At 70.2% G+C, this 13786-nt stretch carries 16 protein-coding genes; 5 read left to right on the top strand and 11 right to left on the bottom strand.

Annotated elements, in window-relative coordinates:
• Window positions 1-252: glycosyltransferase (locus ACFV2X_RS23945; RefSeq protein WP_385619734.1), on the bottom strand; the 252-nt coding region annotated here is incomplete at its 3' end.
• 114 nt (window positions 253-366) lie between these two features.
• Between ACFV2X_RS23945 and ACFV2X_RS23940 the strand changes: the two genes are divergently transcribed.
• Window positions 367-1143 carry a response regulator transcription factor gene (locus ACFV2X_RS23940; RefSeq protein ID WP_385619732.1) on the top strand — a complete coding sequence of 259 codons (777 nt, stop codon included), beginning with the start codon at window positions 367-369 and terminating at the stop codon, window positions 1141-1143.
• Window positions 1144-1146: 3 nt separating this feature from the next.
• On the top strand, window positions 1147-2259 hold the full coding sequence (locus tag ACFV2X_RS23935) for a sensor histidine kinase (protein ID WP_385619730.1): 1113 nt from the start codon (window positions 1147-1149) through the stop codon (window positions 2257-2259).
• A 33-nt stretch (window positions 2260-2292) separates the two neighbouring features.
• Here the strand turns inward: ACFV2X_RS23935 and ACFV2X_RS23930 are convergent, their stop codons facing one another.
• A complete protein-coding gene (locus ACFV2X_RS23930; protein WP_385619728.1) occupies window positions 2293-3294 on the bottom strand; it encodes an NAD-dependent epimerase/dehydratase family protein in 1002 nt (333 codons plus the stop codon).
• A 122-nt stretch (window positions 3295-3416) separates the two neighbouring features.
• Here ACFV2X_RS23930 and ACFV2X_RS23925 point away from each other — a divergent pair, with 122 nt between their 5' ends.
• Window positions 3417-3809, top strand: coding sequence for a helix-turn-helix domain-containing protein (locus ACFV2X_RS23925; protein ID WP_179284991.1), 393 nt, complete (start codon window positions 3417-3419; stop codon window positions 3807-3809).
• A gap of 10 nt (window positions 3810-3819) precedes the next feature.
• On the opposite strand, the gene ACFV2X_RS23920 is transcribed toward ACFV2X_RS23925, so the two are convergent.
• The 9 genes from ACFV2X_RS23920 to ACFV2X_RS23880 form a co-directional block, all read right to left on the bottom strand.
• Window positions 3820-4461, bottom strand: a complete 642-nt coding sequence (locus ACFV2X_RS23920; protein ID WP_385619726.1) for a pentapeptide repeat-containing protein — start codon at window positions 4459-4461, stop codon at window positions 3820-3822.
• Window positions 4462-4615: 154 nt separating this feature from the next.
• Window positions 4616-5836, bottom strand: a complete 1221-nt coding sequence (locus ACFV2X_RS23915; RefSeq protein WP_385619723.1) for a beta-ketoacyl-[acyl-carrier-protein] synthase family protein — start codon at window positions 5834-5836, stop codon at window positions 4616-4618.
• Window positions 5836-6066 (bottom strand): acyl carrier protein, encoded by a 231-nt coding sequence (locus ACFV2X_RS23910; RefSeq protein WP_385619721.1) that lies wholly within the window; start codon window positions 6064-6066, stop codon window positions 5836-5838. The genes ACFV2X_RS23915 and ACFV2X_RS23910 overlap by 1 nt, the downstream gene beginning before the upstream one ends.
• A gap of 48 nt (window positions 6067-6114) precedes the next feature.
• Window positions 6115-7161 carry a beta-ketoacyl-ACP synthase III gene (locus ACFV2X_RS23905; protein WP_385619720.1) on the bottom strand — a complete coding sequence of 349 codons (1047 nt, stop codon included), beginning with the start codon at window positions 7159-7161 and terminating at the stop codon, window positions 6115-6117.
• A 34-nt stretch (window positions 7162-7195) separates the two neighbouring features.
• The gene (locus ACFV2X_RS23900; protein WP_385619718.1) at window positions 7196-7681 is read right to left on the bottom strand and encodes a type II toxin-antitoxin system RatA family toxin; all 486 of its coding nucleotides are present in this window, start codon (window positions 7679-7681) and stop codon (window positions 7196-7198) included.
• Window positions 7682-7683: 2 nt separating this feature from the next.
• Window positions 7684-8967: an aspartate aminotransferase family protein gene (locus ACFV2X_RS23895; RefSeq protein WP_385619716.1), complete on the bottom strand. Its 1284-nt coding sequence runs from the start codon at window positions 8965-8967 to the stop codon at window positions 7684-7686.
• A gap of 71 nt (window positions 8968-9038) precedes the next feature.
• On the bottom strand, window positions 9039-10637 hold the full coding sequence (locus ACFV2X_RS23890) for an aldehyde dehydrogenase family protein (RefSeq protein WP_385619714.1): 1599 nt from the start codon (window positions 10635-10637) through the stop codon (window positions 9039-9041).
• 33 nt (window positions 10638-10670) lie between these two features.
• Window positions 10671-11294, bottom strand: a complete 624-nt coding sequence (locus ACFV2X_RS23885) for a hypothetical protein (RefSeq protein ID WP_385619711.1) — start codon at window positions 11292-11294, stop codon at window positions 10671-10673.
• A 5-nt stretch (window positions 11295-11299) separates the two neighbouring features.
• The gene (locus tag ACFV2X_RS23880) at window positions 11300-12019 is read right to left on the bottom strand and encodes an AMP-binding protein (RefSeq protein WP_385619708.1); all 720 of its coding nucleotides are present in this window, start codon (window positions 12017-12019) and stop codon (window positions 11300-11302) included.
• A 602-nt stretch (window positions 12020-12621) separates the two neighbouring features.
• Here ACFV2X_RS23880 and ACFV2X_RS23875 point away from each other — a divergent pair.
• Both ACFV2X_RS23875 and ACFV2X_RS23870 read left to right on the top strand, forming a co-directional pair.
• On the top strand, window positions 12622-13359 hold the full coding sequence (locus tag ACFV2X_RS23875; RefSeq protein ID WP_385619706.1) for a LuxR C-terminal-related transcriptional regulator: 738 nt from the start codon (window positions 12622-12624) through the stop codon (window positions 13357-13359).
• Between the two features lie 169 nt (window positions 13360-13528).
• Window positions 13529-13687, top strand: a complete 159-nt coding sequence (locus ACFV2X_RS23870) for a hypothetical protein (RefSeq protein WP_358644855.1) — start codon at window positions 13529-13531, stop codon at window positions 13685-13687.
• Window positions 13688-13786 lie beyond the last annotated feature (99 nt).

Here is a 13786-nt window from a genome sequence, read left to right as displayed (position 1 = left end):
GGTCAGACCGGTGTGACAGGCGGCGCCGAAGCCGCGGCGCGGCTCAGCGACGACGGCCGCCCCCAGCTCGCGGGCGAGGGCGGCGGAGCCGTCGGTGGATCCGTTGTCCACGACAAGCGCGCGCCAGCCGGCGGGGATGTGCGCGAGCACCCAGGGCAGGGCGTCGGCCTCGTTCAGGCAGGGGAGGATCACGTCGACAGCCGGTGCCGGGCCGTCCACAGGCTCCGTGGGAGAGGTGGTCACGGCCTTCACTCTACGAACGCGAATGGCGCATATCGGACTCCTGCTCCTTACGAAACACGGACATCGGAGCCCGGCGGGCCCGGGCAGCCGCCCGGACGGGGGGAGTGGTGCCAGGCTGGACCCATGCAGCAGCCATACGAGCCGACCGGGGCCGGACCCACGGACCCGCGCCGGCGGCCGGCCGAAGTCGCCCACGTCCTGGTCGTGGAGGACGATCCCACCGTCGCCGAGGTCGTCTGCGGATACCTCGGCCGCTCGGGATACACCGTGGACCGGGCAGAGGACGGGCCGACCGCGCTCGCCCGCGCCGCCGCGAACCGGCCTGACCTCGTGGTGCTCGATCTGATGCTGCCGGGCATGGACGGTCTTGAGGTGTGCCGGCGGATACGGGGGCGCGAGCCCGTACCGGTCATCATGCTCACCGCCCGCGGTGACGAGGACGACCGGATCCTCGGCCTGGAGGTCGGCGCCGATGACTACGTCACCAAGCCGTTCAGCCCGCGGGAGCTCATGCTGCGGGTGCGGTCGGTGCTGCGCCGCACACGGCCGAGCACGCCCGGAACGCCGAGCATGCCAGGAACGGAAGCGCGGCCCCTCCACGCGGCCGGTCTCACCGTCGATCCCGCCGCCCGCCGCGCCGTCAAGAACGGCGTCGAACTCGCCCTCACCCTGCGCGAGTTCGACCTGCTCGCGTTCTTTCTGCGCCATCCCGGCCGCGCCTACAGCCGTGAGGACCTGATGCGCGAGGTCTGGGGCTGGGACTTCGGCGACCTGTCCACGGTCACCGTCCATGTACGCCGACTGCGCGGCAAGGTCGAGGACGACCCGGCCCGACCTCGCCTGATCCAGACGGTGTGGGGTGTGGGCTACCGCTTCGACCCCGCCGAGCGGGAGCGCTGACCCGTGCGCGACATGCTGCTCATCGCCCTGCTCGCCTTCCTCGGTGCCGGCGCCGCCGGGCTGCTCGGGGCGTGCGTGCTGCGGCTGGTCCGGCGGCGCTCGCTCATCGCGCACCTCGCCGTGGTCGCCGCCGTCGCCGTGGCCGCGATGCTCGCCGGCACGCTGGCCGTGGCGTGGGCGATGTTCCTGTCCGCACACGACCTGACCGTCGTCACGACCGTGGTCGCGATGGCGGCCGTCGTCTCCCTGGCCACCGCCCTGCTGCTGGGCCGCTGGGTCGTCGCCCGCAGCCGGGCCCTCGCGGTCGCCGCCCGCTCGTTCGGCGACGGCGGCGACTTCACCAGCCCCGAAGGACCCGCGACCGCCGAACTGGACGCGCTGAGCCGGGAGCTGCGGGCGACCAGCGCCAAGCTGGCCGAATCCCGCGACCGTGAGCGGGCGCTGGAGTCCTCCCGGCGTGAACTCGTCGCCTGGATCTCGCACGACCTGCGCACACCGCTCGCCGGACTGCGGGCGATGTCCGAGGCGCTGGAGGACGGCGTCGCCGCGGACCCCGACCGCTATCTGCGCCAGATCCGCACCGAGGTCGAACGGCTCAATGACATGGTGGGCGACCTGTTCGAGCTGTCCCGCATCCACGCGGGCGCCCTCGCCCTCACCCCCTCCCGGACCTCCCTGTACGACCTCGTCGGTGACGCTCTCGCGGGTGCGGACCCGCTCGCGCGCGAGCACGGCGTACGGCTCGTCGGCGACCACGTCCAACCGGTGCCGGTCGAGGTGGACGGCAAGGAGATGAGCCGGGTGCTCGGCAACCTCCTGGTGAACGCGATCCGGCGGACCCCGGCCGACGGCACGGTCGCGGTGGCCGCCGAGCGCTCCGCGGACGGCGTCGTCGTGTCCGTGACGGATGGCTGCGGTGGCATTCCGGAGGAGGATCTGCCGCGCGTTTTCGACACCGGCTGGCGCGGCACCTACGCCCGCACACCCCCGGCAGGCGCCGGCCTCGGCCTCGCGATCGTCCGGGGCATCGTGGAGGCCCACCACGGGCGCGCCACCGTGCGCAACGTCTCCGGTGGCTGCCGCTTCGAGGTGACGCTCCCCGCGGCCGAGGGCTGAACGGCCGGGGCGCGGACCTTCGGGGTGCCGCGCTCACCGACCGCGCAACTCGGCGCGGGCGAACTCCCGTATCCCCTCCTCGAAGCCGACCCGGGCCTTCCACCCCAGCTCGGCCCGCAGCCGCGACGAGTCCGCCGTGATGTGCCGGACGTCCCCCAGCCGGTACTCCCCGGTCACCACGGGTTCGGGCCCGCCGTACGCGGTGGCCAGCGCCCGTGCCATCTCGCCGACCGTGTGCGGCTCACCGCTGCCGGCGTTGTACACCGCGAGCGCGCCCGCGGGCGAACCCGCCTCCAGCGCCGCCACATTGGCGGCGGCGACGTCCCGTACGTGCACGAAGTCCCGCCGCTGGCACCCGTCCTCGAACACGCGCGGGGCCTCGCCACGGGCCAGCGCGGAGCGGAAGAACGAGGCAACCCCCGCGTACGGAGTGTCGCGGGGCATCCGCGGGCCGTACACGTTGTGGTAGCGCAGCGATACCGCCGACCCGCCCGTGACGCGCGCCCACGCCGCCCCCAGGTGCTCCTGGGCGAGCTTGGTCGTCGCGTACACGTTCCGCGGATCGGTCGGTGCGTCCTCCGCGATCAGCCCGGGAGACAGCTCGGCTCCGCACACCGGGCACATGGGCTCGAAGCGCCCCGCCGACAGGTCGGCGACGGACCGGGCGCCCGGGCGTACCACCCCGTGCCGCTCGCAGAGGTACCGACCCTCCCCGTACACCACCATGGAGCCGGCCAGCACCAGCCGCCGCACTCCCGTGTCCGCCATGGCCGTGAGCAGGACGGCCGTCCCCAGGTCGTTGCGGGAGACATACTCGGCCGCCTCGGCGAAGCCGGTACCCAGGCCGACCATCGCCGCCTGATGGCATACGGCGTCGACACCGGACAGGGCCCGGCGGACCGCGGCATGGTCTCGCACATCCGATCCCGCGTCGGCACGCACGTCGTACACGACGGGCTCGTGGCCGCGCTCCGCCAGAGCCTCGACGACATGGGACCCGATGAATCCGGCACCGCCGGTGACCAGTACGCGCATGCGCCCCACACTAGGTCCGCGGACACCCGGCGCCACCGCACCGCGCCCACCATGTCACGGGTCCGTAAGGAGAGTACGGACGGGAGAGCGCGGTCCGGCCGTCGCTGTGATGTGATGGCGCGGTGAGCCGTGCCACGGAAGAGACCAACCGCCGCATGCTGCGGGCGCGGGACGCGATGGACCGCGCCTATGCGCAGCCGCTGGACGTCCCGGCCCTGGCCCGGATCGCCCATGTGTCCCAGGCGCACTTCACCCGCACCTTCCGGGCCACGTTCGGCGAGACGCCGCACCGCTACCTGCAGCGGCGGCGGGTCGAGCGTGCGATGTTCCTGCTGCGGGAGAGCGACCGCAGCGTGACCGACATCTGCTTCGACGTCGGCTTCGGCAGCCCGGGGACCTTCAGCCGTACGTTCCGTGACATCGTCGGCCGGTCGCCGCGGGCGTACCGCAAGGAGGCGGCGTCCCTCGACGTGCCGACCTGCTTCGCGAAGGCGTGGATGCGGCCGAGCGTCTGACGCGGGCCGCCTAGGTGAGATGGCTCGTGCAGGAAGTCCCGGCGTTCGAGCGGGAGCCGTCGGGACAGACGACGTTCTCCCAGGTCGTCGTCGAAAGGTCGGTATCCCGCGTTCGCGCGCCGCGGAGATCCGAGTCGGTCAGCGCGGCGCCGGACAGATCGGCGCCGCTCAGATCCGCTTTGGTGAGGTCGACGTGGGTGAGGGAGGCTGCCCGCAGATCCACATCGGACAGGTGGGCGCCGCCGAAGCTCACGTCTTCGAGGAGCCCCTTGCCGAGCATGGCATCGCTCAGATCGGCGCCGCGCAGGTCGACCTGGGAGAGGGAGACGGAGCTGAGGTCGGCCCCGCGGAGATCGGCCTCGCGCAGATCGACGTTCTCCAGTGACGCACCGGTCAGCCGCGCTTTGTAGAGGTTGCCGTGGCGCAGATTCGCTTCGGACACCAGCCCGGTCAGCGTGGAGCCTTCGAGGTTGACGCAGCGCAGTGTCTTCTGCAGCAGGTCGTCACCGACGACGGTACGGCCGGAGAGGTCCTTGCCCGTGCGGCCGGAACAGCTACGGCCGTGTTTTTCTCCCCCGCAGCCGATGAGGAGGGCCGAGGACATGGCGGTGGCGATGACGCAGGAGAGCGAACGGGGCCAACGCGTGTTCATGGGCCATCCCTGCCGCCGCTTGGTCGCGGACTGCCGTGCAGTGCCGACGAGGGCGCGGGACACCGTGATACCCGCGCCGTCCGTCAGCGTAGACGAGCCCCGGGAACGAGAGCGGCACTCGCCGTGGTCCCCGCGTGTTGCCTCCTTGGGTCCGTTACGCCCTCGCTATCGCCAGGACCGCGTTCTGCCCCCCGAAACCGAAGGAGTTGGAGAGGACGAGGTCGATACGGGTGGTGGTCGGGGCGGTGGCGATCTTGATGTCGAGGCGAGGGTCGGGCGTGTGCAGATTGGCCGTGGGCGGCACACGCTGTTGTTCGACGGTGAGCACGCCGAATGCCGCTTCCACCGCGCCGGCCGCGCCCAGCAGATGGCCGGTGACGCCCTTGGTCGAGGTCACCAGCGGGTCCCCGGTGAGCGCGCGGTGCAGCATACGGCCCTCGGCCAGGTCGTTCAGCGGGGTGGAGGTGCCATGCGCGTTGACATGCTGGACGTCCTCCGGGCGGGCGCCCGCGTCCGCGAGCGCCGCGTGCAGCGCCGCCTCGATGCCGATGCCGTCCGGGTGCGGCGAGGTCACGTGGTGGGCGTCGGCGGTCGCGCCGTAGCCGGCGATTCTGGCCCGTACGCGTGCGCCACGGGCCGCCGCGTCGGCGACGCGTTCGAGGATGAGCACACCCGCGCCCTCTCCCGCGACGAAGCCGTCGCGGTCGGCGTCGAAGGGCCGGGATGCGGTGGCCGGGTCGTCCTGGCGTTTGGACAGGGCGCCCATCTTGGCGAATCCGGCCATGACCAGGGGGGTGATCATCGCCTCGCTGCCGCCCGTGATGACGATGTCGCAGCGGTCGAGGGTGAGCAGATCGCGCGCGGCGCCGATGGCGCTCGCACCGGAGGCGCAGGCGGTGGCCACGACCAGATTGGGGCCGGTGGCCTTGAACTCGATGGCGGTCTGCCCGGCGAGCATGTTGGGCAGTTGCATCGGCAGCAGCAGCGGGGACACCCAGGCAGGGTTCTCCTCGAGCAGCACCCGGTGCTGTGCCTCCACGGTGGCGGGGCCGCCGTCGGCGCAGCCGAGGACCACACCGACGCGGGCGCCGTCCCAGGTGGCCGGGTCGAGCCCGGCGTCGGCGACCGCCTCCCGGGCGGCGACCAGGGCGAACTGTACGAAGCGGTCCAGCCGGTGGGCCCGGCGGCCGCCAAGCAGCAGATCCGGGTCGAAGTCCGGGACGCGGCAGGAGATCCGCACCGGGTTGCCGGCGAGTTCCTGGTCATGGGCGGCGGTGGGCCGCCCCTCCAGGGCCGCCTCCCAGCTCGGCCCGACCCCGATTCCCGCCGGGGTGACCAGGCCGAGTCCGGTGACGGCGACGTCGTGGCGGCCCATCAGACCTTCGCGCTCCGCTCTTCCATGAGGCGCGCCATGTCGCCGATGGTGTCCACCTCCAGCAGCTCGTCGTCGCTGATGACGATGGAGAACTCCTTGTCCAGTACGAGGGAGAGCTCGACGACGGCCAGCGAGTCGAGCTCGACGTCCTCCCTGGTGGCCTCGGGGACGACCTGCTCCGGCGCCACCTTGAGCTTGTTGACCAGGATTTCCTTGAGGGTGTCGAACATGGCTGCGTTCCTTCCGAAGGGTGCACAGTGGGGGAGTGGCCGGGGGCCTCAGCCGGGCTTGACGTCCGGCCAGAGGACGGTCGCCGCGCCCCAGGCCAGACCGGCGCCGAAGGCGGTGAGCAGCACCCGGTGGCCGGCCGCGAGGCTGCCGTCGGCGGTGGCGTCGGCCAGCAGCAGCGGGATCGAGGCGGCGACGGTGTTGCCGTTGTGTGCGATGTTGGAGAGCCGCCGGTTCTCGGGAATGCCGAGGTCGTCCGCGACCGTCGCGAGGATGCGTGCGTTGGCCTGGTGGGCGGCGAGCCGGTCGATGTCCGCGAGGTCCCAGTCGGCGGCCCGCACCGCCTGCCGGGACGCTTCCGTCATCCGGCCCACCGCGTGCCGGTAGGTGTCGCGCCCGGCCATCCGCAGGAACTCGTCGCCGGGTTTCACCGGCCCGCCCAGGCTGCGCTGCCGGGATCCGCCACCCGGCACCTGGAGCAGTCCGCTGAGCGAGCCGTCGCTGCCGAGTACGACACGACCGACCGCGCCGGGCTCGTCCGGCTCACCGGCCCGCAGCACCACGGCACCCGCCCCGTCGGCGAAGATGACGGCGGTGGCGCGGTCCCGCGGGTCGATGAGGGTGGTGAACGCGTCCGCGGCGATCAGCAGGACGCGGCCGGCCGTGCCCGCCGCGATCAGTCCGGTCGCGGTGGCCAGCCCGTACAGGAATCCGCTGCACACGGCCGAGACGTCGAAGGCCGCGACCGTGCCGAGCCCCAGCCGCGAGGCGACCTCGGGCGCGGTCGCGGGGCATGCCCGGTCGGGGGTGGTGGTGGCGAGCACCACGGCGTCCACGCCCTCCGTATGCTCCGGGCCCGCCGACTCCAGCGCCCGTCGGCCCGCCTCGACCGCGAGATCCGAGGTGGCCTGTCCGGGCAGCACCATATGCCGGGACGAGATGCCGGTACGGGTACGGATCCACTCGTCGGAGGTGTCCAGACGGGCGGTGAGGTCGTGGTTGGTCACCGGGTTCGGGGGGACGTACGCCCCGATGCCGACGATCACGGACGCGGGCGCGCCGCCGGCCACGGCGACACCCTCCAACGAACCGTTCATGGTTGCGCGTTCTCCTTACGCATCCGGGCCTGGTCTACGCGCCGCCGGTGACCGCGGCCTCGGGGGTGCCCACGTCGCCACGTATCTCCGTACGGGCGAACAGCCCGGTGATCGCCCAGGCGACCGTCTCCTTGATCACCCGCTCGGCGATGGGGTCGAGAATCCCCTCCAGGCTCGGGATGCCGAAGTCGAAGTCGGCGTCGAAGCGGACCAGCACATCATCGCCGCTCTGCGTGATCTGCCACTGCCCGGCGAAGCTGTCGAAGTCGCCGTCGGTCTGCTCGAAGTGGATCTCACCGCGCTCGGGGACGAACCGCTCCTCCTCGGTCCAGCGCAGCAGCCCGCTGCGGAAGTGCAGCTCCCAGCTCGAGCTGCCCTGCTCGGCGGGGTGGGCGACGTGTGCGGTGGCGGCCTGCACATGCGGGGCGAGCTGCGGATATTTCTCCCACTTGACGACGCATTCGAAGACGTGTTCCGCCTTCTCGGAGCGCACCACGGCGTCCAGTTCCACGTGCCGCACGTTCAGTTACCGCCTTCCGGCATGGTGGCCGAGCCGCTGATCAGATCGCGGGTGGCCTTGTCGAAGGATTCGAGGAAGAACTTCACATCGCCGTCGGTGAGGGTGGCCGGTGGTGTGAAGCGCACCACCGAACTGCCGATCATCGAGTGGTTGGCGACGACGCCGTTGTTGAACAGCTCGATCAGCAGCTCACCGGCCAGCCCCGCCTCGACCAGCTCCACCCCGATCAGCAGGCCCTGGCCGCGTACCTCGACGAGCTGGTCGGGGATGTTGCGGTGGGCGATTTCGGAGATCCGCGACAGCAGTACCGCCCCGAGGTCCATGGACCTGGATACCAGCCGCTCCTCCTTGACCGCCCGGATGGCGCCCTGCACGGCGGCCATCAGCAGCGGCTGTCCGGAGAAGGTGGCGGTGTGGACGTACGGGTCCTTGTCGAACGGGCGGAACGCCTGGCGGGTGGCGACCGCCGCGGAGACGGGCAGAACACCGCCGCCGAGGGCCTTGCCGGTGAGCAGGACATCGGGGACCACGCCCTCGGTGTCGGCACCCCACCACTCGCCGAGCCGGCCGAACCCGGTCTGTACCTCGTCGAGGATCAGGAAACCGTCGTAGGCGCGGACGAGTTCCTCGACGCGTTTGAGGTAGCCCTTGGGCGGGATGATCACCCCGCCCTCGCCCTGGACGGGTTCGAGGATGACGCACACCTCGCCGGGGTGGGCGCGCAACTCCGCCTCCAGCGCCTCCGCGTCGCCGAAGGGCAGATGCCGGACGTCCGGGATGAGCGGGCGGAACGGCGCCTGGTAGACCTCCTTGGCGGTGGTCGACAGTGCGCCGAGCGTCTTGCCGTGGTAGCCGCCGAGCATCGAGACGGTGCGCCTGCGGCCGCCCGCGCGGGCCAGCTTGAGACCGGTCTCGACGGCCTCGGCGCCGGACAGCGCGAAGTGCACCCGGTCCAGGCCCTCGGGCATGACGGAGACCAGCGCCTCGGCCGCGCGGGCGACGGTGGGCTCCAGCAGGATGCGGGTCGCGGTGGGGTGGGTGTGCAGCTGGCGCTCCACCTCCTCCATGACGATGGGGTGCCGGGCGCCCATGATGAAGACGCCGTAGCCACCGGTGTTCAGGAACCGCTCGCCGTCGCTGGTGGTCAGCCAGGCCCCGGAGGACTCCACCTCCATATGGCTGCCGAACAGCTCGGCGAGAGTCGCCCGCCCCTTGCTGAGGTGGGCGCGGTACAGGCTGAGGATTTCCTCCTCGGTGTCGACCCGGGCTCCCTGGATCACGGTCACGGGTAACGTCCTCCGGATTGTGCGGTGGTGAATCGGAGCGGTGCGCAGGGTTGGGGGTGGGCGGCGGGCCGTCAGGACCCGAAGACCGCCTCACGCGGGCTGGCACCACGGGCGATGGACACGCCCTGGAGGTGCGAGGTCTTGAGCATCGGATAGTTGGCCTCGCCGAAGACCCCGCCGGTCAGGCCGGTCCCGCCATGGCTGGGCAGATAGGGCAGGAAACCGATGTGCGAGTCGTTGATCTTCAGCAGGCCGCCGTTGACGACGCGGTGGACGAACACATCGATGACACCCTCGGACTCCGCCCACAGCGAGTTGCGCAGCCCGTACTCGTTGGTGTTGACGAAATCGAGGAATCCGTCGAGGAGTTCGTCATCGGCGGACGGCTCCGGGACGACGATCGGCAGCAGCGGGAAGAATGTCTCCTGGCGTACGACGTCCAGGCGGCGCGCACCGGGCAGCCCGTTCACCCGCACCACGGTGGGCTGGAGGAAGACACCGGTGTCCGAAGGGGTGCCGTCCAGCTCGGTGCGCCTGCCGCCGGTGACCAGCTCCGCGCCGCCCGCCAGGGCCTGCTGGAGCAGTCCGAAGAAGCGCTCGCTGCGGCGGACCGGGGACAGCAGCACGCCCTCGTCCTCGGGATAGCCGGGGCGTACGGTCTTGGCCTGCTCCTTGACCGCGGCGATCAGCTCGTCGGCGACGGCGGGGTGCACCAGGACGCAGTTGGGCACCATGCAGATCTGCCCGGAGCCGTAGAACGACTCACAGATCGCCTCGGCGGCGCGCGTGAGGTCCGCGTCCTTCCATACGACGATGCTGTCGTTGCCGGCCAGCTCCAGGATCGGCTTCTTGCCGTGTGCGACGCACCGCTCTTGGAAGGCCAGGCCCTCCTTGCTGCCGCCGATGTAGAAGATGTCGTCGATGAGCGGGCTTTCGATCCACCGGTCCAGGGTCTGCTTCGGGTTGGAGCAGACGGCGTTGAGCACGCCGGGGGGCGCCCCGACCTCGTCGAGCAGCGGCGCCACGACCTCGCGCAGCACCCACATGGTGGACAGGGCGATGGAGCGGGGCGCCCGTACGACGACGGCGTTGCCCGCCATCAGGGCGAGCACCGCGAGGGCGGCGCTGGGCGCGGGGGCGTTCTGCGGCGGGTTGAAGGCGACCACGCCGTCGGGCCGTCGGCGTACGATCAGCCGCCGCCCGGCGTGCTCGAACTCCGTGTGCATACGCTGCCGGTACCAGCCCAGGCTCTCCTCGCTGTACACCTGGAACAGGCAGCTCAGTTCCCAGCGGGCCAGGCTCACCGGATGCCCCTCGGCGACCAGCATGTCCAGGAACTCGTCCCGGCGGCGGTCCAGCGCCTCGCGGAACAGCGTGCCAAGACGCATCCGCCGCTCCAGCGGGATCGCCGCCCAGCCCGGTGCGGCCGACGCCGCGGCCTCCGTGGCCAGATCGATGGCGGCATCGGACGCGACGGCGCAGCGGCCCACCACATAGGGGTGGTCCGCGGCCGTGGATTCGGGATTCCGCTCCAGATCCCTTTTCAGGCTGACGCTCGTGAAGACGTCTTCGAGCAGCGACTGTGCGCTGACGGTGTACACCCAGCCGTCGCCCTCGACGTCCTTGCCCGCGATATAGAGCTTGTAGCTGTGCAAGGGGTTTTCACGCATCAAAGGACCCTCCGAGTCGGCCCCGCGGCACGCTCAACCCTGGACTCCGGGCGGCGGAATGAACATGGGAGTCAAGGTGACGTCGGATTCCGGCAGTTGAATCGGCTCGCCGATGCGCTGCATGCCAAGCCGCTCCCACAGCAGGGCGTTCCGCTCGGACGAGGCCTCGCAGTAGCCTCCGAGATCGAGGGATACGGCGAGTCGTACCAGCTCGTCCGTGAGGGCTGTCCTGGCATCCGTCCCGCGCGCATCCGGGTGGACGGCGGCGAGCGCCACATGTCCGTGCCGCGGAAGGTCGTGCGGATAGTTGGAGTCGAGCGCTTCGATGAGCTGCAGGCAGCGCTTCTCCGCGGGGCCGGTGGAGGCCGCGATATCGGCGAGGAACGCCTCCTCGTCCTCCGCGGTGAGGGGGACCGTCCTGCCCGAGGGCGAGGGCTCCCACACGAGGACGCCACTGTGGTCCGGCGTGACGATGGCGGTCCCCTCGTGGTCCAGCATGAATTTCACCCAGGCCCGCAGAAAGCCGCGCAGATAGCGCTCCCGCTCCGGAGTCCCGGGCGGTATCAGCCAATTGACGACCGGGTCGTCCTCGAGGAAGGCCGCGGTCAGGGTGTCAACAATCGCGTCCAGATCCGTGGACGTCTTCACTTCGTTCACTTTCATCACTTTCCATCTGCGGTTCGCGATACGGCGGGAAGCCTGACCGCGCACTGTTGCCAGACGCCGGTCAGCCAGTCGGCGGCGATCCCGATCGGGGCGTCCTGCGCGTTCCCGCCCTGCCCGCCCTGCTTGCCTTTTGGAGGGGCGTCATCGGGTGATTCCTTCGCCTGCTGAGGGGCGAGGGTGTACGACGGGGTGACCGTCGGCTCCCGGAACCCCGTGGGGGCAAAGCGCCGCGTGAATGAATACGGCGGAGGGGGCCAGGTGGGGGTCTCGGGGGAGTACGGCAGGAAGAGGGTGGGGTCGTCCGGCCGCTCCGCCCGGCGCTCGGTCGCCTCACCGGCGGACAGCTGGGCATAGAGCAACGGCCGCTCGCCGACGCACTCCGCGCACAGGTCGAAGAGCCGTTCATCGGCGATGACCTGACGCGGCAGGCACGAGGCGTGAAGAGAGGCCAGACGTTCCCGGTAGGCATCGGTCCGGGTCGGCAGGGCGGGTGGGAAGACGGGGACCGGGATCACCCCGGCCCGCTCCATTCCCAAGAAGGCGGTGATGAACTCACGCTGGTCCGAGAGCATGAGAATGGCGCGGTCCCCTGGCGTGAAGCCGGCGGCGGCGACCCCTCTGCCGATGCCCTCGGCAGCCTCTTTGAGATCGGCGAAGCTGAGAAATTCGGCCGACTCTCCTGAGACAAACGTGAACCCTCGGGTAGTAGACAGCATTCTACTAATGACACGAGACAAGCTCACGTAACGGAAACCTCCACCTGTGTGTTCTCCGGGCCGGGAGAACAGTTACCCGATAAGGCACTCGGCAATTCCAGTGGCGTGCCGATGAACGTATCAACGCAGCCCATCGCGAACATACAGCGGCCGGTGTAGCAGTAACTGCACTCTCTGCGGATGCCCGTCATCCACCCTCGACCGTATTCGGCCCCCGTGTACTCCCAGGCGGTGAGCCGGGCCGGGCTCGGCCGACCGGTCGAAGGGAAGTCGAAGAAAAAGAGGAAGCGATAATTCCGTGCATTGTCGCAGATGGGAAGGGGTTTGTGGCTTGCCGACCGGCCAGGCGGAGGTATGCGGCCAGGGGCTTCGGACTACCGCGCGGAGTGGAAAGCGGCCTGGTGAGCCGATGGGCGTACCGCGATGGGTGACGGCCATCCGCGTCTTTCATCACCTGTTCACCCGTTGACCTGGAAGTCCTGGATTCCGCCGACTTACGCGTAATCAGCGACCTGCCCGGTCAGTTTTTCCTTGCGTGTGTCACCGGTGCATGCAAGGGTTTCTGGTGTCTGGTCGGCCGGTTCGGCCCGGAGGAGGAACATTTGATCAGCGGGGGAGACAGTGATGTGGTGGAGGGTGCGGAGACCACATTACTCATCGCGGATGCGCACCCCTGGACAAGGCTGGGGCTTTCCGCGCTGTTGAACGCGGTGCCGGGGCTGAGCGTGGTGGCTCAGGCCGCGGACAGTGAAACAGCTTGTGCGCTGGCCGAGGGCATCAAACCGGATATCGTCATCATCGACACGGATTTCCCGGATCTCGGCGGGGCGGAAACCATCCAGCGCATCTTGGAGGCGGACCCCGAGGATCCGCCGACCGCCCTCCTCGTCACCTCGACAGTCGATGACAATGACATATACGCGGCCCTCCACGCAGGTGCTCGCGGAATTCTCCTGAAGAACATCCCGCCGGAGCAGATGACCGCGGCCGTCACGGCCGCCGCCCGCGGCAATATGGTGTTCTCGCCCGGCGTGATGTCACGTCTGGTCGACATCTGCACCCATCGCACCACGCCGGTCGAATACGACGGATCCAGGCTGGCCACGCTCACCATGCGCGAGGCCGAGGTGCTCAAGCTGGTCGCCAAGGGGTACGGGAACTCGACCGTCGCCAAGATTCTGCACATCAGCGAAGCGACGGTGAAGACACATCTCAACCGCGCCATGGGGAAGCTGGAAATCAGCAGCAGGGCCCAAGCCGTCGCCCTGAGCTATGAGTTCGGCCTGGTGATACCGCGGCAGCGGGTCGCGGGTCCGATGTCGAACGCCAACAGCGCATAAGTGCCGAAACGGCCTGGATTCGGGCGTGGCGCGCGCCGGCTTCACCGACCCGTCGGGACCTCTGGCCCCGGGCCGGAGGCAAAAAGAAAGTGTTTTCGAAGCGGACGCGAAGTGTCGTGCGCAAGCATGGTCGGGCAAGCCCTGGTACACCACCGTAGGAGGATTTGTCATGGGGAACGGAAAGACGACCGAAAAGGCCCCGGTTTCCGGCTTGGAGACCGCTGTTCTGCGGGACGCCCTGGTGGTCCCGGTCCGGATGAGCCTCGGTTGGCCGGCCGCGCGCAGCTCTTCGGAACTCGTCGACGCGGTGCGTGGCGCCCAGCGCTGACCGCGCTCCTGAGACGGGCGTGGGGGGCGCGGGGGGGCCCACGCCGGGCGGGGCGCCCGGGCGTTGGGGTGCGAGTAGTACCATGAGTTAAAAATGAAC

This window comes from Streptomyces sp. NPDC059679, assembly GCF_042734105.1.
In the GTDB taxonomy this organism is placed as follows: domain Bacteria; phylum Actinomycetota; class Actinomycetes; order Streptomycetales; family Streptomycetaceae; genus Streptomyces.
This window is presented reverse-complemented; position numbering and strand designations above follow the sequence as displayed.

Bases quoted from the DNA above. Each gene is read 5' to 3' on its own strand.
- ACFV2X_RS23880 (WP_385619708.1), bottom strand. From the start codon at position 12,019: ATGCTGTCTACTACCCGAGGGTTCACGTTTGTCTCAGGAGAGTCGGCC.
- ACFV2X_RS23890 (WP_385619714.1), bottom strand. From the start codon at position 10,637: ATGCGTGAAAACCCCTTGCACAGCTACAAGCTCTATATCGCGGGCAAG.
- ACFV2X_RS23905 (WP_385619720.1), bottom strand. From the start codon at position 7,161: ATGAACGGTTCGTTGGAGGGTGTCGCCGTGGCCGGCGGCGCGCCCGCG.
- ACFV2X_RS23920 (WP_385619726.1), bottom strand. From the start codon at position 4,461: ATGAACACGCGTTGGCCCCGTTCGCTCTCCTGCGTCATCGCCACCGCC.
- ACFV2X_RS23930 (WP_385619728.1), bottom strand. From the start codon at position 3,294: ATGCGCGTACTGGTCACCGGCGGTGCCGGATTCATCGGGTCCCATGTC.
- ACFV2X_RS23940 (WP_385619732.1), top strand. From the start codon at position 367: ATGCAGCAGCCATACGAGCCGACCGGGGCCGGACCCACGGACCCGCGC.
- ACFV2X_RS23870 (WP_358644855.1), top strand. From the start codon at position 13,529: ATGGGGAACGGAAAGACGACCGAAAAGGCCCCGGTTTCCGGCTTGGAG.
- ACFV2X_RS23915 (WP_385619723.1), bottom strand. From the start codon at position 5,836: ATGGGCCGCCACGACGTCGCCGTCACCGGACTCGGCCTGGTCACCCCG.
- ACFV2X_RS23910 (WP_385619721.1), bottom strand. From the start codon at position 6,066: ATGTTCGACACCCTCAAGGAAATCCTGGTCAACAAGCTCAAGGTGGCG.